Source organism: Pontibacter litorisediminis, from assembly GCF_029360645.1.
In the GTDB taxonomy this organism is placed as follows: Bacteria; Bacteroidota; Bacteroidia; order Cytophagales; family Hymenobacteraceae; genus Pontibacter; species Pontibacter litorisediminis.
This window is the reverse complement of record NZ_JARDUA010000003.1, coordinates 660,311-680,695: the sequence shown is the minus strand read 5'-3', so window position 1 is coordinate 680,695 and position 20,385 is coordinate 660,311. Positions and strand designations below refer to the sequence as shown.

The following is a 20,385-nucleotide window of genomic DNA, read 5'->3' as shown; positions in this document are numbered from 1 at the left end:
CTGTTACCCCTTCCTCGGTTTTGAGAGAGAGGCGGGGTGGAGGTAACTTTCTATTCGTCGTTCCCTCTGTACTTGATCTGCATGCCGTGCAGGAAGTTGCGCAGGATCTGGTCCTTGAGCGGGCGGTAATGCTGGTGGTCGGGCTTGCGGAAGAAAGCGCTCAGCTCGTGTTTGCTTAACCGGAAGTTCGCCAGCTCCAGTATCTCCAGAATATCCTCATCTCTTAGGTTTAAGGCGATCTTCAGTTTGCGCAGGGTGATGTTATTGTTTAACTTCTTCTCCGGCTCCGGCTGCGGACCTTCCTTTTTGCCGCGCTTCTCGTTGATGAAGCCATTGAGAAAGGCCGCCAGGTGCTCGTCGTTCAGCTCCTTGTACTCCGGGTCATCCTCTTTCTTCAGCCAGTCGCTTACCTCGGCCCGCGTTACCTGCTTTCCGCCTGAGCCGAAAAGAGCAATCATTTTATCATCACCGTAATCGAAGGTATAGCGGATGCGGCGGAGTATGTCGTTATTGGTCATTATTTATCTGTGATGCGGCCTATGTTCGGCCATGTTTTGGTGTGTTTATACTTCCAGGTTAAGCTGCCAGGATACGCCATACTTGTCGTTCAACCAACCAAACTTCTTACTGAAGCCGTAGTTACCCAAGGGCATCAAAGCGCTTCCACCCTCCACTAGCTTTTGGAACAGTGTGTCCAGTTCTTCTTCGCTCTCGCAGTTAACGAAGATGGAAACAGCCGGCGTAAAACTGAACTGGTGCCCAACTCCTCCATCCATGGCCCTGTACTCCTGCCCTGCCAGCGTAAAGACAGCTTGCTTCACGGTGCCCTCTTCTCCGCCGGGCTCGCCTGCCTTAAAGTACTCCAGGTGCATTATTCCTGAATTACGGAAGAGCGAGGTATACAGGTTGATGGCTTCTGCCGCTTTCCCGCTTTGCTCGCCGACGAACAGCAGATAGGTGGTTGTCTTTTGCATGAAGGTAGAGCGTTGGGGGCTGCTGGTGTGTTATGCCTTTCTCACGAATTCAGACTTCAGGCCCATGGAGCCGAAGCCATCGATCTTGCAGTCGATATTATGATCTCCTTCGGTCAATCGGATGTTTTTTACTTTTGTGCCGGCCTTTACAGGTTTGGGAGCGCCCTTTACTGGAAGGTCCTTAACCACGACAACCGTATCCCCATCCTGCAGTACGTTCCCGTTCGCATCTACCACCTTTAAGCCTGCCTCTTCCTCCACCTCACTCGGGTTCCACTCATTCCCACACTCCGGGCAAGCGTAAATTTCCTCACCCATTGCGTAGCCATAAGGCGAGTTGCATTTGGGGCATTGTTTCATTTCTTCTGACATCGTGGTATATGATTGTAATGTTTTTGTTTTAGATTGAACGTTTAGGACAGGCTTTGAACGAGGCGTAGCCGAGTATAGAGCCTGTGCCGTGTTAGCCGAACCTTTTCTTACTACCAATCTCTTTACTTTCTATACTTTTATTAATGCTGGCTGTAATATGATTCAGCATTCGGTTATACCTAAAAAGAGCATAACCCCAATTTCCTAAGCCTATAACTGTAAAAAAGAAGAGACCCAACCATAACTCATGAGTCTGTATAATTGTCAAAATCGACATCAAAGCAGCTATTATTAGGAGTCGATACATATAGAACTTAAATGAAATATTATCATCATTCAGAGTGAATACACCCTTTTCGATAAAAACAAACTTGCTGAAGCTCCAAGAACTCATTAAGTTCATAGTAAATGAAAGCGAGTCATATTTTATAACTAAATCCTGCCCTTTATTATCTTCCACATACTGAGCTAACAGATTAATGATTTCATGTTTTTCAATCGGCTCTGTAAGCTTATTTGTATATGTAAAAGAGAATGGAAACATACTTTATTATTACTGTAATTTAAGTTGTGGCTAACGGGCTCGTACATGAGGTGAGCGAGGCGTCAGCCGCAGCTTTGCTCATGTGCTTTGTTGGCGTGTTGTTGTCTTTTTAAACTCTTCCTTTATTTTTTATATCCCTTCCAACAAAATACCCGAATAAAAGTCCGTGAATAGCTCCGAGGATCAGGTAAGCAAGTAATCCATAGATAATCCATTTTGTAACGACGGACTTAAATCCCTCTTGTCCCCAAATCAAGTAATTCTGAAAAGCGGCAGTTAATGTCGAACTCAAGAATAATATTACCCATAAAAGAAAAAGAGTTAGTGCACCTACCAAAGACTTTGATTTCTCTTTTTCAATTATTAATCTACCTGCTGCCCCTCCTAAAAGCCAAATTGCTATAGATACAAAAATTGCCTGAACCACATAGAATACTTTATTATCTATTATTTCAGTCGTTAAGTTTTTAAAGAATGTTATCGCACTTTTTGGTGAATCTGAAAATATTTGAAAGAAAATATCGATAAATATGGGTGCAGCAAGAAAGACCAGCATTGAGATAATGCAGTATCTTATAAGAGTTTTCCGCCCAATTTCTTTACTTTTCATATTATCAATGCACGCCAACTATAGTATATAAGGAATTACTCCGTTTATACACCCAGATCCGGCGGATATACGGAACCGGACTAACGAATATACTATATAATAAAATACATATATATTAGTCCAATAGGTCGGAAAATACTACCCCACCAGTATCTCCTCCAGCAGCTTCTCCATATCCCGCTGCACAGCAAAGGCAGCCTCACGGGCGCGCTCGGCAAAGTCGTAACCGGAGGAGGCGTAGATAATGGCGCGGGCTGAGTTTACCAGCAGGCCGCACTGGCGGTTCATACCCAGGCGGGAGATCTCTTCCAGGCTGCCGCCCTGCGCCCCAACCCCTGGCACCAGCAGGAAGTGGTCTGGAACTATCTGGCGCACGCGCTGCACATACTCCGCCTGTGTGGCGCCTACCACATACATCATGTTGTCCGGAGCGCCCCACTCCTGGCTTGTCCGCAGCACCTGCTCAAACAGATACTCTTCATTGCCATCCTCCAGGCGCAGCATCTGGAAGTCCTGGCTGCCGGCGTTGGAGGTAAGGGCCAGCAGAATCACCCATTTGCCCGCCTGCGTCAGGAAGGGCTTCACTGAGTCAGCGCCCATGTAGGGGGCAACCGTCACGGAGTCAAAATCCATGTTCTCGAAAAAGGCACGGGCGTAGAGCTCGGAGGTGTTGCCAATATCACCGCGCTTGGCATCGGCAATGGTAAAGATATTCTCCGGAATCACCTCCAGCGTGCGCTGCAGGCTTAGCCAACCCTGCGGCCCCTGCGCCTCATAAAAGGCGATGTTGGGTTTGTAAGCCACGCAAAGGTCAGCGGTAGCCTCGATGATCTGCCGGTTAAACTCAAACACCGGGTCCTCCAGCTCCAGCAGGTGCTGCGGTAGCTTCAGCGGGTCGGTATCGAGGCCGATGCACAGGTATGATTTCTTATTCATGATCTGCTCGAAAAGCTGCTCTCTAGTCATGGCTTGCGGGGGATGATTGGTTTCTACAAAAGTATAAATTTGCTTCAGAGGTCGAAACTTTACATTGTTTTTCCTGCCTGCTCTGTTATGCTTGCTCGGCTAACTCCTTCTAGTATGTACGGTTAAAATAAAAAGGCTGCCCCCAATCAGGGGCAGCCTTTCCTAGTATCATAAATTGGTTGGCTTTATCTTAAGTCTACCACACTCACGCCTTTATACTTGGCCTTGTTAAAGGTGAAGGCATCAGAGGCAAGCGATGGGTTCGCCTGGAAGTTGCTGATGGTATAAGTATAGCGATTGCCGTTGTTGCGGAACATCTGCCAGCTCTTCAGGGTCTTGTCTTTCTGGCTGATGTACAGGCGCACCTTGTAGATCGGGTTCTTACGGTCTTCCGGCGCCAGTTCAATCACGTCGTGCTTTACGCCTCCCACTGTCTCGGTGCCGGCATAGGCATACTTATAGCCTTTCTTATACATGTCGAAGATCTTGCTTGGCGCCATAGCCTCTGCTTCTTCGTCTGCCTCGGTAATGGTTACCTCGTTGGCATCCTTCAGGAAAGTATACATGGTCTTGCCGTCGCTGATGATTTCCTGGCCACTCACACCCAATCTATACTTGTCGCCGCTCACGGTAATGTTTCCGTTCATGGTTTCCTTCACCTTCGCCGATGGGTTTTCCAGCGTCTGGGCGAAATCAGCTTTAAAGGCCTTCATAGAGCGGTACTTCTGGCTCATGGCATTCAGTATCTTGGATGCCTCCGGGTCTTGCTGGGCATTCGCCACAGATACAAACATCAGCACCACCAGCAGTAGAGAGAATATTCTTTTCATGTCTTTGTAAAAGTACTTGTTTCGTTGTCTAACCGAGTGTATTCAATAACTGTTCCAAACTGTACTCGTCCGGAATTAAAACTTCGCGGGCCTTGCTTCCCTCAAACGGGCCTACTACCCCGGCGCTCTCCAGCTGGTCAATCAGGCGGCCGGCGCGGTTGTAGCCCAGCTTCAGGCGGCGCTGCAGCAGCGAGGTGCTTCCCTGCTGGTGCTGCACGATCACACGGGCGGCTTCCTCAAACAATGGGTCGCGGTTACTCGGGTCAAAATCGGCTTTCTCGTTACCACCGTCATCACCCACAAACTCTGGTAGCAGGTAAGCATCGCTGTAGCCCTGCTGCTCGCCAATGTGGTCGCAGATGCGGTCTACCTCCGGCGTGTCTACAAAGGCACACTGAATACGGATCATGTCGGAACCGATAGAGAAGAGCATATCCCCCTGACCGATCAGCTGATCCGCCCCGCCGGCATCCAGAATGGTGCGGGAGTCGATCTTGGAGGTTACCTTAAAGGAAATACGGGCCGGGAAGTTAGCCTTGATGATACCCGTGATCACGTTTACGGACGGACGCTGCGTGGCCACCACCAGGTGAATGCCAATGGCGCGGGCCAGCTGCGCCAAACGGGCAATCGGCGTTTCCACCTCTTTGCCTGCCGTCATCATCAGGTCGGCTAACTCGTCTATCACCAGCACGATGTAGGGCATAAAGCGGTGGCCCTTCTGCGGGTTCAGCTTGCGCTCCACAAACTTGCGGTTATACTCTTTCAGGTTGCGGCAGCCGGCATCCTTCAGCAGGTCGTAGCGCATGTCCATTTCCATACACAGCGAGTTCAGCGTGTTCACAACCTTCTTGGTGTCGGTAATAATGGCCTCGTCGGTGTCTGGCAATTTAGCCAGGAAGTGGCGTTCTATCTTGTTGAACAGCGAGAGCTCCACCTTCTTCGGGTCCACGAGCACGAACTTGAGCTGCGATGGGTGGCGCTTGTAGAGCAGCGAGGTAAGGATCGTATTCAGACCAACAGACTTACCCTGACCGGTGGCACCCGCCATCAGCAAGTGCGGCATCTTGGCCAAATCCGTCACAAATACCTCATTGGTGATGGTCTTACCGAAAGCGATCGGCAGGTCCATGTCGCTCTTCATGAATTTCTCCGTGGAAAGTATGGAGCGGATAGACACCATTTCTTTCTTGGTGTTCGGCACCTCGATACCAATGGTTCCTTTGCCCGGAATCGGGGCAATGATACGGATACCCAGGGCCGCTAAGCTCAGGGCGATGTCGTCCTCCAGGTTCTTGATCTTGGAGATACGCACGCCGGCATCCGGCACGATTTCGTAAAGCGTAACTGTAGGGCCGATGGTGGCTTTAATGCTGGCGATACCGATGTTATAGTTAGCCAGCGTCTCCACGATCTTATCTTTGTTAGCCTCCAGCTCTTCTTTGGTCACAGAGACTTTGTTGGCACCATAGTCGTTGAGCAGGTCCAGGTGCGGGTATTGGTAGCGGGCCAGGTCCAGCGTGGGGTCATAGTTTTCCATGTCGCCGATGGCTACCTCCTCCTCCGGTGTCTCCTCTATCTGCAGGGCCATTTCCGGCTCTTCTTCCTCATTGGCTACGGCATCATCCAGGTAAGTATCCTCCGGTAGGTCTATGTCCAGTTCCAGCGATGGCGTGTCGTTTTTAGGAGGGGCGGCAGGTGGCTCCGGCTTTTTTTGCTCCTGTAGCGAACTCAGCTCCATCTCCAGGGCGCGGTTTATTTCCTCATCTTCCTCATAAAACGGCACCTCTTCCTCCTCTTCATACTCCAGAGAGGCAGTAGGATCCGCGTTATGGTTGATGCTGTTCGTCTTACCACCCATCACATCACCTAGGCTCTCGGCATAATTTTTCTCGGCCCCGGCCTTGGCTGCAGCCATGCCGGCTGCCTTGGAGCTACTCCAGTTTATACTTGTAACGTTAAAGAAGCTTACGACAAACACCAGCAACAGGAAGCCCAGCAGCAGCCAGGAGCCCCAGCCGATGAGGCTGTTCAGCCACAGCGCCGCTTCCACGCCCACAGCACCGCCTAAGAAACCGTAAGGCCCGATGGCGCCTGCAGAGAACACGATATAGCCCATGGCCAGGCTCAGCCACAGCATGCAGAAGCTGCAAAGCCCCAGCACATAACTCAGCGACACGTTAACTTTCCGGAATACGATCTTGGAGCCGGTGAAGAAGAGTACAGGGATCAGGAAAAAGGCGCCAATGCCCACCAAATCGTTTATAAAGAAGTGCGATAGCCAGGCCCCGAACAACCCCAGCCAGTTCTCCGCCTCCTGCCCCGACTCTTTCAGGCCGGTGCCGCTCACGGTTTCCACCACGCTCTGGTCGGCGTTGCCTGTGAACAGGTAAGACACAAAGGCAATGGTCAGGAAAAAGGAGAAGAGCAGGAACGTGAAGCCCACCGTCAGCTTAAAGCGGCGGTCGTGCAGAAACCCGATTCTTAGATTAATCCGGGGAGTCGGAATCCGGAAAGACCATTTTTTCTTTTCTTTCTTCGGCTTCTGCCCCTTTGGCACATTTGCCCCACGCGGCTCATTCTTACCACGCACCTCGTTCCTTCGCCCTGCTTGCAGCGTGTCGTCTCTGTAAGTGTTCTTGGCCATACCCTCAGCTATCGTTAGAATCCCAAATTTACACTTTTTCGTGGCAATGCCTTAGCCTATGTGCCCGAATATACCTTACCGGGAAAGTAATTTTTTATTGATCTGGCTAATCAGGGATGGGCCCTCGTAGATGAAGCCTGTGTAGAGCTGCACCAGGTCAGCGCCGGCGTTCAGCTTGTCAACCGCGTCCTGCGCCGTCATGATGCCTCCCACGCCAATCAGGCGAATCTCGGGCGGCAGGTAAGTGCGCAGGTGCTGTATGATCTGGGTGGAATGGGTTGTCAGGGGTTTGCCGCTCAGGCCGCCCATACCTATCTCCTGCACCCGTGCCTCCGGTGTTTGCAGGCCGGCGCGGCTCACGGTAGTGTTGGTGCCGATAATACCGCTGAGCCTGGCTTCCTGGGCAATCTCGATGATGTCGTTAAGCTGGTCCAGGTTCAGGTCCGGGGCGATTTTGAGCAAAAGTGGCTTGGGCGTGCCCATTTTCTGGTTCTCCTCCTGCAGCGACACCAACAGCTTCTGCAGCGGCTCCTTGTCCTGCAGCGCGCGCAGGTCCGGGGTGTTCGGCGAGCTCACGTTCACCACAAAGTAATCCACCACGTGGAACAGCGCCCTGAAGCAGTACAGGTAGTCGCTGAGCGCCTCCTCGTTTGGCGTCACCTTGTTCTTGCCGATGTTGCCCCCCACAATGATGTTGCTCTTGCGTTTCTCCAGCCTCCGCACGGCCGCGTCCACGCCTTTGTTGTTAAAGCCCATGCGGTTGATGATGGCCTGGTCCTGCGGCAGGCGGAACAGGCGCGGCCTGTCGTTGCCCGGCTGCGGTTTGGGCGTCAGCGTGCCTATTTCCACAAAGCCGAAGCCCAGCTCGCCCAGCTCATCTACCAGCATCGCGTCCTTATCAAAGCCTGCGGCCAGGCCCACCGGGTTCGGAAACCTCAGGCCAAACAGCTCGCGCTCCAGCCTCGGGTCCTCCACCTTAAACATGCTTTCGGTAATGCTTTTGGCGAAAGGCAGCTTAAGCGAGGTGCGCAGGGCATCGGTGGTGAGGTAATGCACTTTCTCGGGGTCGAGCTGGAAAAGCAGCGGGCGCAGGAGGCTCTTGTACACAGTGTATGGGGTTAGGTTATACTTGCCTGCAAAGATAGGATTAGGATTTAATGATTGCTGCGGGAAGTGGATTTTTTACGCATGCCCCGCCCTGTCTCCCAGCACCGCGGGGCATGCGCTACAGCGTTGCCGTCTATCAGGCTCTCCCCGAAACGCTCCGTGGCAAGTGCGCCCACTGCGAGGCCTTTTGTGGCGGCAACAGCTACTCCTTCTTCAACTCTTCCCAGGCTGCCTCCAAAGCCGGGTTGGGAGCGGTTTCATACGTTTCCTCTTTTATCAGCTTGTTCAGCTCCTGTATCCTGTCCTCGGTGCGGGGGTGGGTGCTGATAAACTTCAGGAACTCCGGCTCGTCAGAATTCAGGCGCTCCATCAGCAGCACCATGCCCTGCGGGTTCAGGTTATTCTGCGCCAGCAGCTCTAGCCCCGCTCTGTCCGACTCCGTTTCTGCCTTGCGGCTGTACTCCAGGCTATACATGGAGGAGGCATTGTCCACGATCACGGCAGCAATACCGCTCACATCGCCAAACAGCACCGACAGCAGCATGTAGTGCGATAAGCTACGGGCAATGGCTTTGGTGGAGTGCCGCAGCTGCACGTGCCCGATCTCGTGCCCCAGCAAACCCGCCAGCTCCTCGTGGTGCTCCATTTTATCCAGTATGGCATCGTGCACCACGATAAAGCCACCCGGCAGGGCAAAGGCGTTTACCATGTCGTCCTCCACCACCGTCACGCGGATCGGGAAATCCGACTGCACGTCCAGCGCGCTCAGGTACTGCTGCAGTGCCTCGGTTTTGGCGGAGTCCACCGTGTAGCCGTCCAGCATCTGAGCATACAGCTTCTGCCCCATCGCATGCTCGTAGTCCTTGGGGAAATGCGCGGCCACTCTTTCGGCCAGGGCAGGCACGCCCCAGAAAAACAGCGCCACCGCCAAAAGCAGCAAACACAGGCCGCCGATGATGATCCCTTTGGCACCCGTCTTCAGAAAGGAGTTATACCTGGAGGAAAGGAAGGCTGCCCCGCGGTACTGCTGCTCCAGCGCCTCTGCAAAGCCCTGCTCAAACACGGCTATACTTTGGCGGGGAAACTTGCCATACTCCAGCACGGTGGTGGCGTCGTTAAACTCCAGCTTGTGGATATCCTGCAGGTTCCAGGCTTCGGTACCGCTTTCCTCCTCCGTGTGCCAGTTTATGCAGATACGGCCCGGCTCCAGCTTAATGAAAGCGGGCATACCTTTGGAGGTACGCCCGTTGTAAAATTTTCCTTCAAACATACCTTATACTATACAATGCCGATGTCCAGCATGTCGGCAACATCCTCGTAAGTAGCGTTTTTATACTCTTCCTCCGTCTGGGCCAGCGCATCGGGGTTGAAATCCCCTAAAATCTCGCAGTTGTTCACCAGGGCAGACATGGTGCGTGTAATAACCCAGGAGTAGCCCAGGCCCAGCGTAAATACCATGATCAGCAGATTACCCAGCGCCAGCACGAAGTACTGCGAGCCGGTAAGGGAGGAGTCGAGGCGGCTATACTTGCCGTCCTGCTCTATAAAGATGTTGTTGATGTAAAAGTTTATCAAATCTTTGGCGTACCAGAAAAGGTAGATACCCAATGTGAACATGGACAGGAAGTAGCCTTTCAGGTGCAGCATAAACAGCTCACTGCCTTCGCCTTCATAACTAAAACGGGCATTTCCGAAGCGCATGTTGCCGATGATCTCCTTGCGCAGGTTCACCGTAAACCAGGAGGTATAGAGGCCAAGCGTAACGATGGTCAGCAGTGTATTGAGGAAGTATACTTTGTACATCCTACCCAGAGAGCCTCTGTAGCCCATGTGGATGCCACGCCAACTGGTGCGGGACGTGCGGTAGCGCATCATGCCATGCAGGGCAAGCGGTATCAGCACACTTACCCCGGCAAAGAAAACGAGCACGCAATACAGGTACGTAATTGGGTCGTAGCTAAACATGCCATACAGCAAGATGGTATACAGGATCGCTATCATGGCAATGCCTTTGATGAAGCCGATGAACATTTCTTTGCCGGTGCCGTGGAAATTGAAGGGACTGCCGGCCAGCTCCGTTTTCCGGTAAACGTACTGCATGCTTTTGGCTTTGGCCCAAGGGTAGTAAAGGCCAAGGGTAACCAGCATCAGCGCGATGTTCACGATCTGGATACTGAAGAGTTCGGAGCCCTTTCCTTTAAAGAACAGGGTTGGGGTGGAAACAGGCGTTTCCAGGACAGTAGAAGTTTGTTCCATAACTTGTATGTAAGTATTAATATATTTTGACCGATAAATATATAACACTTTACATACTTACAAAACATCTCCCCAAAAAATAGCAGGAAAGCCAGTGTCTTCCTCAGAGGCAAGTATGGCAAAGAGCCGGGAGCCACCAGAGCAGGTTCTCTGGAGAAATGCCAGCGAAGAAGGCAGCACGGCCGCTACCTTGCTATGCCCAGCCAATCGGTAGCTCCCTAAGCCTTGGCGGCCTGGATGCGACCTGTCTAACTTCTTGGATGAAAATCCTTGATCACCTGCTTCAGGTAATCGCGGTCGAGGTGGGTGTAGATTTCGGTGGTGGTGATGGACTCGTGGCCCAGCATCTCCTGCACGGCCCGCAGGTCGGCACCGCCCTCAATTAGGTGTGTGGCAAAAGAGTGCCGAAAGGTATGAGGACTCACAGTTTTCTGGATTCCGGCCTTAGCCGCCAGGTCCTTGATGATCGTGAACACCATCACGCGGGTCATTTTGGCGCCGCGCCGGTTCAGGAACAGGACGTCCTCGTGCCCTTTCTTGATGTTGAGGTGGCAACGGATACCCTCGCGGTACAGCTGGATGTGCTTCAGGGCATCCCGGCCAATCGGCACCAGGCGCTCCTTATCGCCTTTACCGGCAACCTTCAGGAAGCCCGCATCTGCGTATAGGTTGCTGATGCGAAGGTCCAGCAGCTCCGACACCCGGAGGCCGGAACTGTAGAGTGTTTCCAGCATGGCGCGGTTGCGGGTGCCTTCGGGCGTGGAAAGGTCTATGGCCGCCAAGAGCTGCTCTATCTCATGAAACTCCAGCGTGTCAGGCAGCTTGCGATTGAGTTTTGGCGCTTCAATCGTATCGGTCGGGTCCGTCTGCATCATGTCCTCCATGATCAGGAACTTGTAAAAAGCCCGGATGCCGGACAGCGTCCGCGCCTGCGAGTGGGGCGTCATTCCCAGTTCGTTTATCCACTCCAGGAAATCCCGTAGTATGGCCGGCGACACGTCCTCTGGCGCAACTTGTAGCCCCTTCGCATCCAAAAACTCGATCAGCTTGCGCACATCACGCCCATAGGCTTCTACCGAGTGCCGCGAGAGCGACTTCTCCAGTTTCAGGTACTCCTCGAATTGCTTGATACAGATGCGCCAGTTCATATGTTGGGGAAGAAAGACTATTGTACAAAAGACTATCCTTGTAAAAGATCCTTCCTCAATAAAGTATAATTGCTGAAGTCATTTTTCCTTCGTCTATAATTCTTTTGTCAAAGAATAGAGCAAAGATAGTTAATCCTTACCTTTGTAGCTTTGGAAAGTTGTATACGCAGAACTATGAAGATACTTATCCTGAACGGCCCAAACCTGAACCTGCTGGGTGTGCGCGAGAAGTCGGTGTACGGAAGCCGCTCTTTTGAGGACTACTTTGAGGAGCTGAAGCAGGCTTTTCCGGCGCTGGAGCTGTCGTACTTCCAGTCAAACACAGAGGGCGTGCTTATCGATAAGCTGCACGAGGTGGGCTTTAGCTACAAAGGCATTATCTTTAATGCCGGTGCCTACACCCATACATCGGTAGCCATATCCGATGCCATCAGGGCCATAGATACGCCCGTGGTGGAGGTGCATATTTCCAACATCTTCGCCCGAGAGGCCTGGCGCCAGAAAAGCATGATCGCCCCTTACTGTAAGGGCAGCATCAGCGGTTTCGGGCTGGAGAGCTACCGGCTGGCGCTGCAGTACTTTGAGCGGCTAAAGCCAAAACAGATCGGCTTTACTGTATAAAATCTGCAACCCGCGACGTTATAGGTTCGTTAAATACAAATTTTATAATATAGCGCAACAGCTATATAAAACCTTCGCCCATGCTCAACTTCTATCCTGGTCCATCCAAAGTATACCCCGAGCTGCGCACCTACCTGGCAGATGCGTATGACGAGGGCATCCTGAACACACCGCACCGGGGCGAGCAGTTCGTGCAGATGTCGCGGGCGGTAGTGAACTCTATCAAGCGCAAGCTCAACATCCCGCAGGATTATTATATTTTCTTCGCCTCGTCGGCCACCGAGTGTTGGGAGATCCTTATCCAGAGCCTGACAAAACTCAAGAGTTTCCACATCTACAACGGCTCTTTCGGAGAAAAGTGGTTTGAGTATGCCAAGAAGCTGCGGCCACAGTCAGACGGTGTGAAGTATGACCTGAACGAGCCGATGCCGGTGAGTGAGCTGCAGATCAGCTCCGACACCGAACTGATCTGCTTTACGCAGAATGAGACCTCCAATGGCACCCAGGTGGGCCCGACCACCATCCTAAACCTGCACAACCGCTTCCGCGACACATTGATCGCCGTGGATGCCACCTCGTCGATGGCGGGGCTGAACCTGAAGCTGATTAAAGCCGATATCTGGTTTGCCTCCGTGCAGAAGTGCTTTGGCCTGCCGCCGGGGCTGGCGGTGATGGCCTGCTCGCCGCGCGCGATCTTTCGGGCGAAGAAGATGGCCGAGCGCAGCCACTACAACAGCCTGGTGCCGATGTATGAGAAAATGCTGAACTACCAGACCACCCATACGCCCAACGAACTGAACATTTACCTGCTCAAGCGCATGCTCGAAGACAGGCCGTTTATAAAGGGCATAGACCAGCACCTGACCGACCGCGCGCAGGACCTGTATACTTTTTTTGAGCAGTTCGTGGATTTCAGGCCGCTGGTGGAGAATGAGGAGGTGCGCTCTAAAACTGTGGTTACACTGGTAGGCAACGAGAAACTGGTGGAGGATGCTAAAAAGCGCGCACTGCACCACAACATCCGCCTGGGCAACGGCTACGGCCCCTGGGCGCGCAACACGTTCCGCATCGCCAATTTCCCGGCCATACTGGATGAGGAGTACGAGGAGCTGAAACGCTTCTTTCTGCATTATTACGCATAATTGAAGTGGAGGAGTTTGGGAGTTAGAGCGTTTAGGAGTTCTTTTGCATGGAAAGCTCAAATGCTCCCAGACCATAACCAGCTTTCAACTTTTTAACTCTTTAATTTTCTAACTTACCGTGTTTAGCATCAAAGAGATAGCGTCGGTTACGCTCACGCTGTTCGCCGTGATTGATATCATCGGCTCCATTCCGATCATCATCGACCTGCGCAAGCGCGAGGGCAAAATAGAGTCGGAGAAGGCTACCATTATCTCGGGTATCCTGATGATCGCGTTCCTGTTCCTGGGGCAGTCTATCCTGAAACTCTTCGGCATCGACTTTGAGTCATTTGCCATGGCCGGTGCCATCATCATTTTCCTGATCGGCCTGGAGATGATCCTGGGCAAGGACTTTTTCCATACCGACCCGGAAACCAAGAGCGGCTCTATTGTGCCCCTGGCCTTCCCGCTCATTGTGGGGGCCGGCACCATGACCACGCTGCTCTCGCTGCGTGCCGCCTACTCGCTGCCCAACGTATTGGTTGGCATCGTGCTGAACCTGGTCTTCGTGTACATTGTACTAAAAGCAAGCAGCTGGATAGAGCGTAAACTCGGCAAAGACGGCGCCAACGTGTTGCGCAAGGTGTTCGGCATCATCCTGCTGGCTATCGCCATCAAACTGTTTAAGACTAACTTATAATTTTGAATGAGTGCGTGAGTGGATGAGTGATATAGAATAAAAAATCACTCATTCGCTCACGCACTCATTCACTCATTGAAATACATGATCGAACTATACACTGACGGAGCCTCACGCGGAAACCCAGGACCAGGTGGTTACGGCACTATCCTGCGTTGGAAGCAGCATGAGAAGGAGCTGACGGAGGGGTTCCGGAAGACAACCAACAACCGCATGGAGCTGCTGGCCGTGATCAAGGGGCTGGAGGCGATCACCAAGCCGGGCATGCCGGTTACCGTTTACTCCGATTCCAAGTATGTGGTGGATGCCGTGGAGAAGGGCTGGGTGTTCGGCTGGCAGAAAAAAGCCTTTAAAGGCAAGGCCAACGCTGACCTGTGGGCCCGCTTCCTGCGCGTGTACCCGAAGCACAAGGTAAAGTTCGTTTGGATACGCGGCCACTCCGGCCACCCCGAGAACGAGCGCTGCGACCAGCTGGCTGTAGCCAGCGCCCTCTCCCCCAACCTGCTCGAAGACCAGGGCTTTGAGTCGGGTGCCTACCTGCCGAGCTGATAGTTTGGTTTTTCGTTAATCGTTGTTCGTTATTCGAATATGTGGAGAAGCCAAATTCTCTGACAAAAAGCAAAGCTGCACACGAGAGGCACAACGTACTTCGTCTCCACAACACCATCACTATTAACGAACAACGGTTAACCAACAACAACCTTCCCATGCCAAACACCTACTTTCAGTTCAAGCAGTTCCGGGTGGAGCAGGACAGGTGCGCCATGAAGGTGTGCACCGACTCCTGCGTGTTTGGGGCCTATGTGGAAGTTGGGGCGGCGCAGCGGATACTGGATATTGGCGCGGGAACCGGGCTGCTCTCGCTCATGGTGGCGCAGCGCAGCAAGGCAAGTATAGATGCCGTGGAAATCAACCCGGAGGCGCAGCAGCAGGCGCAGGAAAACTTTGCCGCCAGCCCCTGGGCCAACCAACTGCAGCTGCACCCGCAGAGCCTGCAGGAGTTTGCCAGGCAGGAGCGCCCGAAGTATGACGTTATACTCTCTAACCCGCCTTTTTTCCTGAGCTCGCTCAAATCCCCGGACGCGGCCAAGAACACGGCCAAACACACTGGGGAGCTGCTTTTTGAGGACATTCTATACTTTGCCCAGCAGCACCTGACAGAGCACGGGAAGCTATACTTGCTGCTGCCCCCGACCGAGGCCTCATACTTTGCCGGCCTGGCCAGGGCCTCTGATTTATACTTGCAGGAGGAGCTGCAGGTGCATACGTACCACGGCGGCAAGTGCATCCGCCACATTCAAACGTACACGTTTGCGCCTGTTGCAGCGCCTACCCTCAAAGACTTCTTTATCAGGGAAGCGGATAAGGTAACCTATACCTCCGCGTTTACGGAGCTGCTGCGGGAGTATTACCTGGCTTTCTAGCAGCAGGCGCTCGCAGCACCTCCAGACACTGCGAGGCTGTCAGGCATCAACTGATATCCTGCAGTTTGATGATCTTATCGCCGGAGAAGTGGAAAAGGGACTTGCCCTCCATACTTACCTTGTCGCCCGCCTGCATGCCATTGGGCAGGTCTACGGCCACCGTGCCCTCGTAAGCAATGGCCACCTCGGCCACGCCGTCCTGAAAGCGGAGACTCTTTACCCGCTGCTCCCGCTCCCGGAAGTACTGCGCCGCATTCTCCGCCTGCTGCCGGAAACCGGAAATACCTTGTATCCTCAGGTTGGTGGCACCGTCAGAAATATTCTCAAAAACGATATCCGGATGCAGGTTTTTTACCATTCCGGCCACGTCGAAAGTGTTATAGGCCTGGATGTAGTCTTCTATGATTTGCCGCTGGCGCGATTCGTTATCCATTCTTGTAAGGTTAAAACAGAACAGGCAAGGAACAAACCCTCACCTGCTTCTTTGTTAGCAATGATTTTAATGCAGCTGCCTATCTCCGCTCCACTACCCTTTCCGTCTCCACAAAGCGGATACCATACTCCTCCAGCTCTGCCAGCACCGGCTCGTACAGCTCCGGGTGGATTGGGATCACCACGCCGCGGTGCGTGATCTTGCCTTGGAGCAGCAGCTTGGCCAGTATGCCCACCGGTAAACCTACGGTTTTGGCCATGGCCGTCTGCACCTCGTCTTCGCCCAGCACCACCAAGGTAGAGGTGATCTCGCGCAGTTCGCTGTTCAGTTCATACCCGAACTGGTGCTGCATCACGATCATGTCCTTATCGCCGGGCGCCAGGCAGAGCTTCTCCTTCAGGATCTTCTCCAGAATTTGCGCTGGCGTGGCAGCCTCCAAGCCAACAGGCGTTTCCTCAAACAGGCCCAGCCATTCCAGTTTCTGCAGCACCTCGCTCCCCGCAGGCATACCCAAGTATAACCCCACGCGCTCGGCCATGCTTTGCTCAGGAGTGGCGGCAGGCGGTAAAAAGGATTCCACAAAGGTGCGGTACGTCATGCGCTCCGAACCATCCAGGGTATAGCTATCGTCTGTCAGGCCGAGCTGCACGAACACGTTCCAGGCCTCGCAGTAGCCTTTGCGGCGCAGCGTGCCGCGCAGCATGGTGGGAATATCAAGCAAGCCGTAGGGTTCACGGTAGCTCAGGGAGTCGCGGTTGGCATAGCCTTCAAAATGGCCGTAGCCTCCCACGTAGAATTCATCCGTGCGCTGGAACAGCTTGTGGTACGGGATATACTTGTACTGCCCTTCCTTGATATATTTGGCCGTGCCCTGCCCTGCCAGCACCACGTTGCGCGGGTTCCAGGTAAACTTATAGTTCCAGGGGTTGTTATCTGATTCAGGGGCGACCAAGCCGCCCGTGTACGATTTAAAGGACGTGAGCTTGCCGCCCGCATCTTTTATACTTCTGATCACGCGCATGGCCGACATGTGGTCGATGCCCGGGTCCAGGCCCGACTCCATCAGCACGGTCAGGTTCTTCTGCTGTGCCTCCGCATGCAGCGCCAGAAAGTCCGGCGATACGTAGCTGGCCGTGATCAGGTGTTTTTTCTGCTTCAGGCACTCCCGCGCCACCTCGATATGAAAAATGGCCGGCAGCAGCGAGATCACCAGATCAGCTTTGCCCACTTCCTTTGCGCGCTGTTCGGAGTTATGCACGTTAAAAGTGATCGTTTCGGCAAAGGAGATCGGCTCTACCAGCGGCGCCAGGTGCGTTACCGAAATATCGCCAATGGTGATGTGCCAGTGCTCTGCGGTGGCATGGTCGAAAAGGTATTTGATGAGCGACGAGGCGGAGCGGCCAGCCCCTAGTAGCAGGATCTTTTTCATAGTAGGGTTTCGGGTTTGCCCATAAGTTAGAAATTACATGGTGCAAGGCAAAGGTTAAGTATGGTTTTATCAGAATATTACCTTAAATTTATAGCCCTTTTCCGTTTTTTGAACCTACTTAATACGAAATGGCAAGTAAACTGAATATAGAGATTAGTGTGGATGTGCTGGAGCCTCAGGAACTGACGCCGGAGGAGCAGCAAGCGATGCAACTTGCCCAGGAGGCGGCCAACGACGCCTATGCCCCCTACTCCAACTTTCTGGTGGGCGCTGCCCTGCTGCTGGAAGACGGCACCCTGTTTAAAGGCAGCAACCAGGAAAATGCCGCTTATCCTTCCGGGCTTTGCGCCGAGCGCACCGCCCTTTTTGCCCTGAGTGCGCATCACCCCAAAGCCAGGATAAAACTATTGGCCGTAACCGCGCGCCGCCGTCAGGAGCAGGACTTTCTTCCCTCCATGCCCTGTGGTGCCTGCCGCCAGGTAATGTCGGAGTACGAGTTTAAGCAGCAAGAGCCGATACCGGTACTGCTGCAGGCCGCTGATGGCAAGTTTTACCGCTTTAGATCTGTTAGCGACCTGCTGCCCTTCCAGTTCACGCCGGACAGCCTCTAGAAAGTTGGAGAGAGGTTAGGAGGCAGTTTGTGCCTTTACAGGACGTTGGATCACGAACTCGACTCGCCCGGAGGAGCAGGCATACGTTGTACTTAGGACGCGACCAGGTGCACAGACAGCAGGCATATAAACCCGAATGTGCCTATCTTTGAGCCATGATCGAACACAGCCTTACCGTACCCCGCACCGCCCGTTACTATACCCTGGGCACACCTTCAGAAAACATCAAAGACCTTTGGATCGTGTGCCACGGTTACGGGCAGCTGGCGCGCTTCTTTCTGCGGCACTTCAGTGTGCTGGACAACGGGCAGACGCTGGTAGTGGCCCCCGAGGCGCTGTCGCGGTTTTACCTGGAGAGGTTCTCGGGCCGGGTGGGCGCCACCTGGATGACCAAGGAGGACAGGTTGTCTGAAATTGATGACCAGGCCAGCTACCTGAATCTGCTGCTGCAGGAGCAGCTGCGCCAGTTGCCGCAGGACGTGCGCGTGACGGTGCTTGGTTTTTCGCAGGGCGGCGCCACGGTTAGCCGCTGGCTGGCCACGCAGCAGGTGCCCGTGCACCGCCTCGTTCTCTGGGCCGCCTCCTTTCCCGAAGATATAGACTTTGCCGCCGGAAAGGCCGCTTTTGCCAATTTGCCCGTAGCTATGGTGTATGGCACGCAAGACGAGTTCATCACGCCGGAAACCCTGCAGCGCAAGCAGCAACTGATGCAGGAGCTACACATCACCCCAAGGGTTTATACGTTTGATGGCGGCCATACCTTGCACCCGGAAACGCTGGCGCTGGTGGACAGGGAGCTGTAAAGGAAAATGCTAGAAGGTGATCGTAAAGGTGGTGCCTTTCTCCAAAGTGCTCTCTAACCGGATCTCCTTTTTGCTGTTATCCAGGATTCTTTTTACGATGTACAACCCAAGGCCACTCCCTTCCACATGGTCATGAAAGCGCTTGAACATAGTAAACACCTTGTCCTGTTTATCAACCGGAATCCCCATGCCATTATCCGAAACGGACAGGAGCACTTTCCCATCAACACTGGCCATCTTTAGCAGTACCTCCGGTGTTCTTTCCGGTGATCTATACTTGATGGCATTGTTAAGAAGGTTATAGATGATGCTCTTAAAGTTCTTTTTGGAGAAGCTGATGCCTAACTCCCTCTCACAATCCACCTTTATTCTGGCGTCAGAGGATACTATCAGGCTACTGAGGTCATGCTTTACCTGCTCCACTACCTCATGAAGGTTTATTTCTTCCACATCCTCCCTATCGCTGTTCTTATCAACCTCCACAATGGTGGTAAGGTCTTTTACCGTTACAGCAAAGCGTTTCAGAGAAGACCGCATCATACCTATTACCTGCCTGACTTCTTCTTTGTCCGGCTTTTCCCTGCCTATAACTTCCGCCAGTTCATCCAGCAGGTATTCTATGTTGGCTACAGGGGACTTCAGGTCGTGGGAGGCGGTGTACACAAAGTTCTCCAGATCAAAGTTCTCCTGCGTTAAAGCCTTGTTCCTATCATGTAGCACAGCAGTTGCCGTCTGGCTACGCTCCAGCAAATCCAGACTCTGCAGGTGAAAGGCCAGCAACTCGGCGAACATGGTGAACATGCCTATCACCTTGTCATTGTTCACCTTGGCCGGTTTAGCATCAATCGCACAAAGTGTTCCGAAAAAAGCACCGTTTTTAAGTATAATGGGAACAGAGATGTAGCTTTGCAACCCGTAGATGCTGGGGGTATGGTGATGCTTGTACACGGGATCCTCATCAACACAGTCGATCACCACCGGCTCACGGTGGTCCCTGATCTCGTTGCAAAGCGTGGTCTCCACCTTTAGCTCTCCTCCCTCCTCCAAGCCAAACTGTACCTCATCTCTCACGCTGCAGGCCAGCCACCTGTCCTGGGTTACCCGCGCAACGGCAGCAAAGCCCATGTCTGTGGTTTGACAAATCACTTTAAGCATGGTGGGCACAACCGGAATCTGCCTTACCGCTTCCAGGTCTTTAAATAAATTGTCGTGGCTACTGAGCATTGAGGGGAGAGCTATGGGTTTGGAGGGTGCTTGAGAATTTCCAAGTTAATTAAATAAAGTATAAAAGAAAATCAACACCCGGCAGTTCTCCGTTACGACAACAATCACCCTCCCCGCTCCCACATGCCCTCCATCACCACCTCCAGCAGGTGCTCGTCAGGGTCGCGGAAGTAAAACGACAGAAAGCCGCCGCCCCAGTCAAACTCCTGCTCTATGGCAATCCCAAGTTCCTGCACCTTCTGCTTCCAGGGCTCATACTGCTCCCTCCCTACCTCAAAGGCCAGGTGTAGCTGCCCCGACCCGAAGTGTGGCGGCAGGCTCTTGCTTACTTTGGAGGCTTCGGGGTTGAAGCACAGCAGCACCGACGCCCCCGCCCGGAAAAACACATGCCGCCCCTCTACCTCCCCAATCACCGGGAGTCCGAGCTTGTGGTGGTAAAAGTCCTTGCTTGCCCCCAGGTCCCTCACATACAGGCAGGTCTCCTTTATCTTACTGATTTCCATTTGCTTTAGCTCTTATAACAGGCACGCACCCGGAACACGTGCGTTTTTATATTTTTTTGTCT

General features: G+C 53.1%; 23 protein-coding genes. 7 read left to right on the top strand and 16 right to left on the bottom strand.

The window, feature by feature from the left end; genetic code table 11:
• Window positions 1-50: 50 nt before the first annotated feature.
• The 12 genes from PXG97_RS12955 to xerD form a co-directional block, all read right to left on the bottom strand.
• Entirely contained in the window at window positions 51-518 is a 468-nt protein-coding gene (locus PXG97_RS12955; RefSeq protein ID WP_276498172.1) for a YehS family protein, read from the bottom strand.
• Between the two features lie 45 nt (window positions 519-563).
• Window positions 564-974, bottom strand: coding sequence for a VOC family protein (locus PXG97_RS12950; RefSeq protein ID WP_276498171.1), 411 nt, complete (start codon window positions 972-974; stop codon window positions 564-566).
• 30 nt (window positions 975-1,004) lie between these two features.
• Window positions 1,005-1,346, bottom strand: a complete 342-nt coding sequence (locus PXG97_RS12945; protein ID WP_276498170.1) for a zinc ribbon domain-containing protein YjdM — start codon at window positions 1,344-1,346, stop codon at window positions 1,005-1,007.
• Window positions 1,347-1,437: 91 nt separating this feature from the next.
• The gene (locus PXG97_RS12940; protein ID WP_276498169.1) at window positions 1,438-1,890 is read right to left on the bottom strand and encodes a hypothetical protein; all 453 of its coding nucleotides are present in this window, start codon (window positions 1,888-1,890) and stop codon (window positions 1,438-1,440) included.
• Window positions 1,891-1,999: 109 nt separating this feature from the next.
• A complete protein-coding gene (locus tag PXG97_RS12935; protein WP_276498168.1) occupies window positions 2,000-2,500 on the bottom strand; it encodes a hypothetical protein in 501 nt (166 codons plus the stop codon).
• 138 nt (window positions 2,501-2,638) lie between these two features.
• Entirely contained in the window at window positions 2,639-3,466 is an 828-nt protein-coding gene (gene pyrF / locus PXG97_RS12930) for an orotidine-5'-phosphate decarboxylase (protein ID WP_276498167.1), read from the bottom strand.
• A 185-nt stretch (window positions 3,467-3,651) separates the two neighbouring features.
• On the bottom strand, window positions 3,652-4,296 hold the full coding sequence (gene lolA1, locus PXG97_RS12925; protein WP_276498166.1) for an outer membrane lipoprotein periplasmic chaperone LolA1: 645 nt from the start codon (window positions 4,294-4,296) through the stop codon (window positions 3,652-3,654).
• A 28-nt stretch (window positions 4,297-4,324) separates the two neighbouring features.
• A complete protein-coding gene (locus tag PXG97_RS12920; RefSeq protein WP_276498165.1) occupies window positions 4,325-6,943 on the bottom strand; it encodes an FtsK/SpoIIIE family DNA translocase in 2,619 nt (872 codons plus the stop codon).
• Between the two features lie 75 nt (window positions 6,944-7,018).
• Window positions 7,019-8,050: a quinone-dependent dihydroorotate dehydrogenase gene (locus PXG97_RS12915; RefSeq protein WP_276498164.1), complete on the bottom strand. Its 1,032-nt coding sequence runs from the start codon at window positions 8,048-8,050 to the stop codon at window positions 7,019-7,021.
• Between the two features lie 202 nt (window positions 8,051-8,252).
• The gene (locus tag PXG97_RS12910; protein ID WP_276498163.1) at window positions 8,253-9,320 is read right to left on the bottom strand and encodes a M48 family metallopeptidase; all 1,068 of its coding nucleotides are present in this window, start codon (window positions 9,318-9,320) and stop codon (window positions 8,253-8,255) included.
• Window positions 9,321-9,328: 8 nt separating this feature from the next.
• Window positions 9,329-10,306 (bottom strand): YjgN family protein, encoded by a 978-nt coding sequence (locus PXG97_RS12905; RefSeq protein WP_276498162.1) that lies wholly within the window; start codon window positions 10,304-10,306, stop codon window positions 9,329-9,331.
• A gap of 248 nt (window positions 10,307-10,554) precedes the next feature.
• Window positions 10,555-11,454: a site-specific tyrosine recombinase XerD gene (xerD, locus tag PXG97_RS12900; protein ID WP_276498161.1), complete on the bottom strand. Its 900-nt coding sequence runs from the start codon at window positions 11,452-11,454 to the stop codon at window positions 10,555-10,557.
• 174 nt (window positions 11,455-11,628) lie between these two features.
• Here xerD and aroQ point away from each other — a divergent pair, with 174 nt between their 5' ends.
• From aroQ to PXG97_RS12875, 5 genes are all read left to right on the top strand, one after another.
• Window positions 11,629-12,075 carry a type II 3-dehydroquinate dehydratase gene (gene aroQ, locus PXG97_RS12895; RefSeq protein ID WP_276498160.1) on the top strand — a complete coding sequence of 149 codons (447 nt, stop codon included), beginning with the start codon at window positions 11,629-11,631 and terminating at the stop codon, window positions 12,073-12,075.
• An 80-nt stretch (window positions 12,076-12,155) separates the two neighbouring features.
• Window positions 12,156-13,217: an aminotransferase class V-fold PLP-dependent enzyme gene (locus tag PXG97_RS12890; RefSeq protein WP_276498159.1), complete on the top strand. Its 1,062-nt coding sequence runs from the start codon at window positions 12,156-12,158 to the stop codon at window positions 13,215-13,217.
• 118 nt (window positions 13,218-13,335) lie between these two features.
• Complete coding sequence (locus PXG97_RS12885) at window positions 13,336-13,896, top strand: MarC family protein (protein WP_276498158.1); 561 nt, start codon at window positions 13,336-13,338, stop codon at window positions 13,894-13,896.
• A gap of 84 nt (window positions 13,897-13,980) precedes the next feature.
• A complete protein-coding gene (gene rnhA / locus PXG97_RS12880) occupies window positions 13,981-14,445 on the top strand; it encodes a ribonuclease HI (RefSeq protein WP_276498157.1) in 465 nt (154 codons plus the stop codon).
• 158 nt (window positions 14,446-14,603) lie between these two features.
• The gene (locus PXG97_RS12875) at window positions 14,604-15,320 is read left to right on the top strand and encodes a tRNA1(Val) (adenine(37)-N6)-methyltransferase (RefSeq protein ID WP_276498156.1); all 717 of its coding nucleotides are present in this window, start codon (window positions 14,604-14,606) and stop codon (window positions 15,318-15,320) included.
• 46 nt (window positions 15,321-15,366) lie between these two features.
• Here PXG97_RS12875 and PXG97_RS12870 read toward each other — a convergent pair whose 3' ends face one another.
• Together PXG97_RS12870 and PXG97_RS12865 are read right to left on the bottom strand one after the other, a co-directional pair.
• On the bottom strand, window positions 15,367-15,753 hold the full coding sequence (locus tag PXG97_RS12870; protein WP_276498155.1) for a nuclear transport factor 2 family protein: 387 nt from the start codon (window positions 15,751-15,753) through the stop codon (window positions 15,367-15,369).
• A 79-nt stretch (window positions 15,754-15,832) separates the two neighbouring features.
• Complete coding sequence (locus tag PXG97_RS12865) at window positions 15,833-17,182, bottom strand: saccharopine dehydrogenase C-terminal domain-containing protein (RefSeq protein WP_276498154.1); 1,350 nt, start codon at window positions 17,180-17,182, stop codon at window positions 15,833-15,835.
• Window positions 17,183-17,310: 128 nt separating this feature from the next.
• Between PXG97_RS12865 and cdd the strand changes: the two genes are divergently transcribed.
• Both cdd and PXG97_RS12855 read left to right on the top strand, forming a co-directional pair.
• Window positions 17,311-17,793, top strand: a complete 483-nt coding sequence (gene cdd / locus PXG97_RS12860) for a cytidine deaminase (RefSeq protein ID WP_276498153.1) — start codon at window positions 17,311-17,313, stop codon at window positions 17,791-17,793.
• A gap of 155 nt (window positions 17,794-17,948) precedes the next feature.
• Window positions 17,949-18,596: an alpha/beta hydrolase gene (locus tag PXG97_RS12855; protein WP_276498152.1), complete on the top strand. Its 648-nt coding sequence runs from the start codon at window positions 17,949-17,951 to the stop codon at window positions 18,594-18,596.
• Between the two features lie 9 nt (window positions 18,597-18,605).
• Here the strand turns inward: PXG97_RS12855 and PXG97_RS12850 are convergent, their stop codons facing one another.
• Window positions 18,606-19,820 carry a sensor histidine kinase gene (locus tag PXG97_RS12850; protein WP_276498151.1) on the bottom strand — a complete coding sequence of 405 codons (1,215 nt, stop codon included), beginning with the start codon at window positions 19,818-19,820 and terminating at the stop codon, window positions 18,606-18,608.
• A gap of 104 nt (window positions 19,821-19,924) precedes the next feature.
• On the bottom strand, window positions 19,925-20,323 hold the full coding sequence (locus PXG97_RS12845; RefSeq protein WP_276498150.1) for a VOC family protein: 399 nt from the start codon (window positions 20,321-20,323) through the stop codon (window positions 19,925-19,927).
• Window positions 20,324-20,385: the final 62 nt, after the last annotated feature.

What these genes read in the sequence shown, in the direction of transcription:
- PXG97_RS12940 (WP_276498169.1), bottom strand. Translation starts at nt 1,890, where the DNA reads ATGTTTCCATTCTCTTTTACATATACAAATAAGCTTACAGAGCCGATT.
- cdd (WP_276498153.1), top strand. Translation starts at nt 17,311, where the DNA reads ATGGCAAGTAAACTGAATATAGAGATTAGTGTGGATGTGCTGGAGCCT.
- xerD (WP_276498161.1), bottom strand. Translation starts at nt 11,454, where the DNA reads ATGAACTGGCGCATCTGTATCAAGCAATTCGAGGAGTACCTGAAACTG.
- pyrF (WP_276498167.1), bottom strand. Translation starts at nt 3,466, where the DNA reads ATGACTAGAGAGCAGCTTTTCGAGCAGATCATGAATAAGAAATCATAC.
- PXG97_RS12890 (WP_276498159.1), top strand. Translation starts at nt 12,156, where the DNA reads ATGCTCAACTTCTATCCTGGTCCATCCAAAGTATACCCCGAGCTGCGC.
- PXG97_RS12935 (WP_276498168.1), bottom strand. Translation starts at nt 2,500, where the DNA reads ATGAAAAGTAAAGAAATTGGGCGGAAAACTCTTATAAGATACTGCATT.
- PXG97_RS12950 (WP_276498171.1), bottom strand. Translation starts at nt 974, where the DNA reads ATGCAAAAGACAACCACCTATCTGCTGTTCGTCGGCGAGCAAAGCGGG.
- PXG97_RS12845 (WP_276498150.1), bottom strand. Translation starts at nt 20,323, where the DNA reads ATGGAAATCAGTAAGATAAAGGAGACCTGCCTGTATGTGAGGGACCTG.
- PXG97_RS12910 (WP_276498163.1), bottom strand. Translation starts at nt 9,320, where the DNA reads ATGTTTGAAGGAAAATTTTACAACGGGCGTACCTCCAAAGGTATGCCC.
- PXG97_RS12945 (WP_276498170.1), bottom strand. Translation starts at nt 1,346, where the DNA reads ATGTCAGAAGAAATGAAACAATGCCCCAAATGCAACTCGCCTTATGGC.
- PXG97_RS12875 (WP_276498156.1), top strand. Translation starts at nt 14,604, where the DNA reads ATGCCAAACACCTACTTTCAGTTCAAGCAGTTCCGGGTGGAGCAGGAC.
- aroQ (WP_276498160.1), top strand. Translation starts at nt 11,629, where the DNA reads ATGAAGATACTTATCCTGAACGGCCCAAACCTGAACCTGCTGGGTGTG.
- PXG97_RS12855 (WP_276498152.1), top strand. Translation starts at nt 17,949, where the DNA reads ATGATCGAACACAGCCTTACCGTACCCCGCACCGCCCGTTACTATACC.
- PXG97_RS12865 (WP_276498154.1), bottom strand. Translation starts at nt 17,182, where the DNA reads ATGAAAAAGATCCTGCTACTAGGGGCTGGCCGCTCCGCCTCGTCGCTC.
- lolA1 (WP_276498166.1), bottom strand. Translation starts at nt 4,296, where the DNA reads ATGAAAAGAATATTCTCTCTACTGCTGGTGGTGCTGATGTTTGTATCT.
- PXG97_RS12905 (WP_276498162.1), bottom strand. Translation starts at nt 10,306, where the DNA reads ATGGAACAAACTTCTACTGTCCTGGAAACGCCTGTTTCCACCCCAACC.
- PXG97_RS12920 (WP_276498165.1), bottom strand. Translation starts at nt 6,943, where the DNA reads ATGGCCAAGAACACTTACAGAGACGACACGCTGCAAGCAGGGCGAAGG.
- rnhA (WP_276498157.1), top strand. Translation starts at nt 13,981, where the DNA reads ATGATCGAACTATACACTGACGGAGCCTCACGCGGAAACCCAGGACCA.
- PXG97_RS12870 (WP_276498155.1), bottom strand. Translation starts at nt 15,753, where the DNA reads ATGGATAACGAATCGCGCCAGCGGCAAATCATAGAAGACTACATCCAG.
- PXG97_RS12850 (WP_276498151.1), bottom strand. Translation starts at nt 19,820, where the DNA reads ATGCTCAGTAGCCACGACAATTTATTTAAAGACCTGGAAGCGGTAAGG.
- PXG97_RS12955 (WP_276498172.1), bottom strand. Translation starts at nt 518, where the DNA reads ATGACCAATAACGACATACTCCGCCGCATCCGCTATACCTTCGATTAC.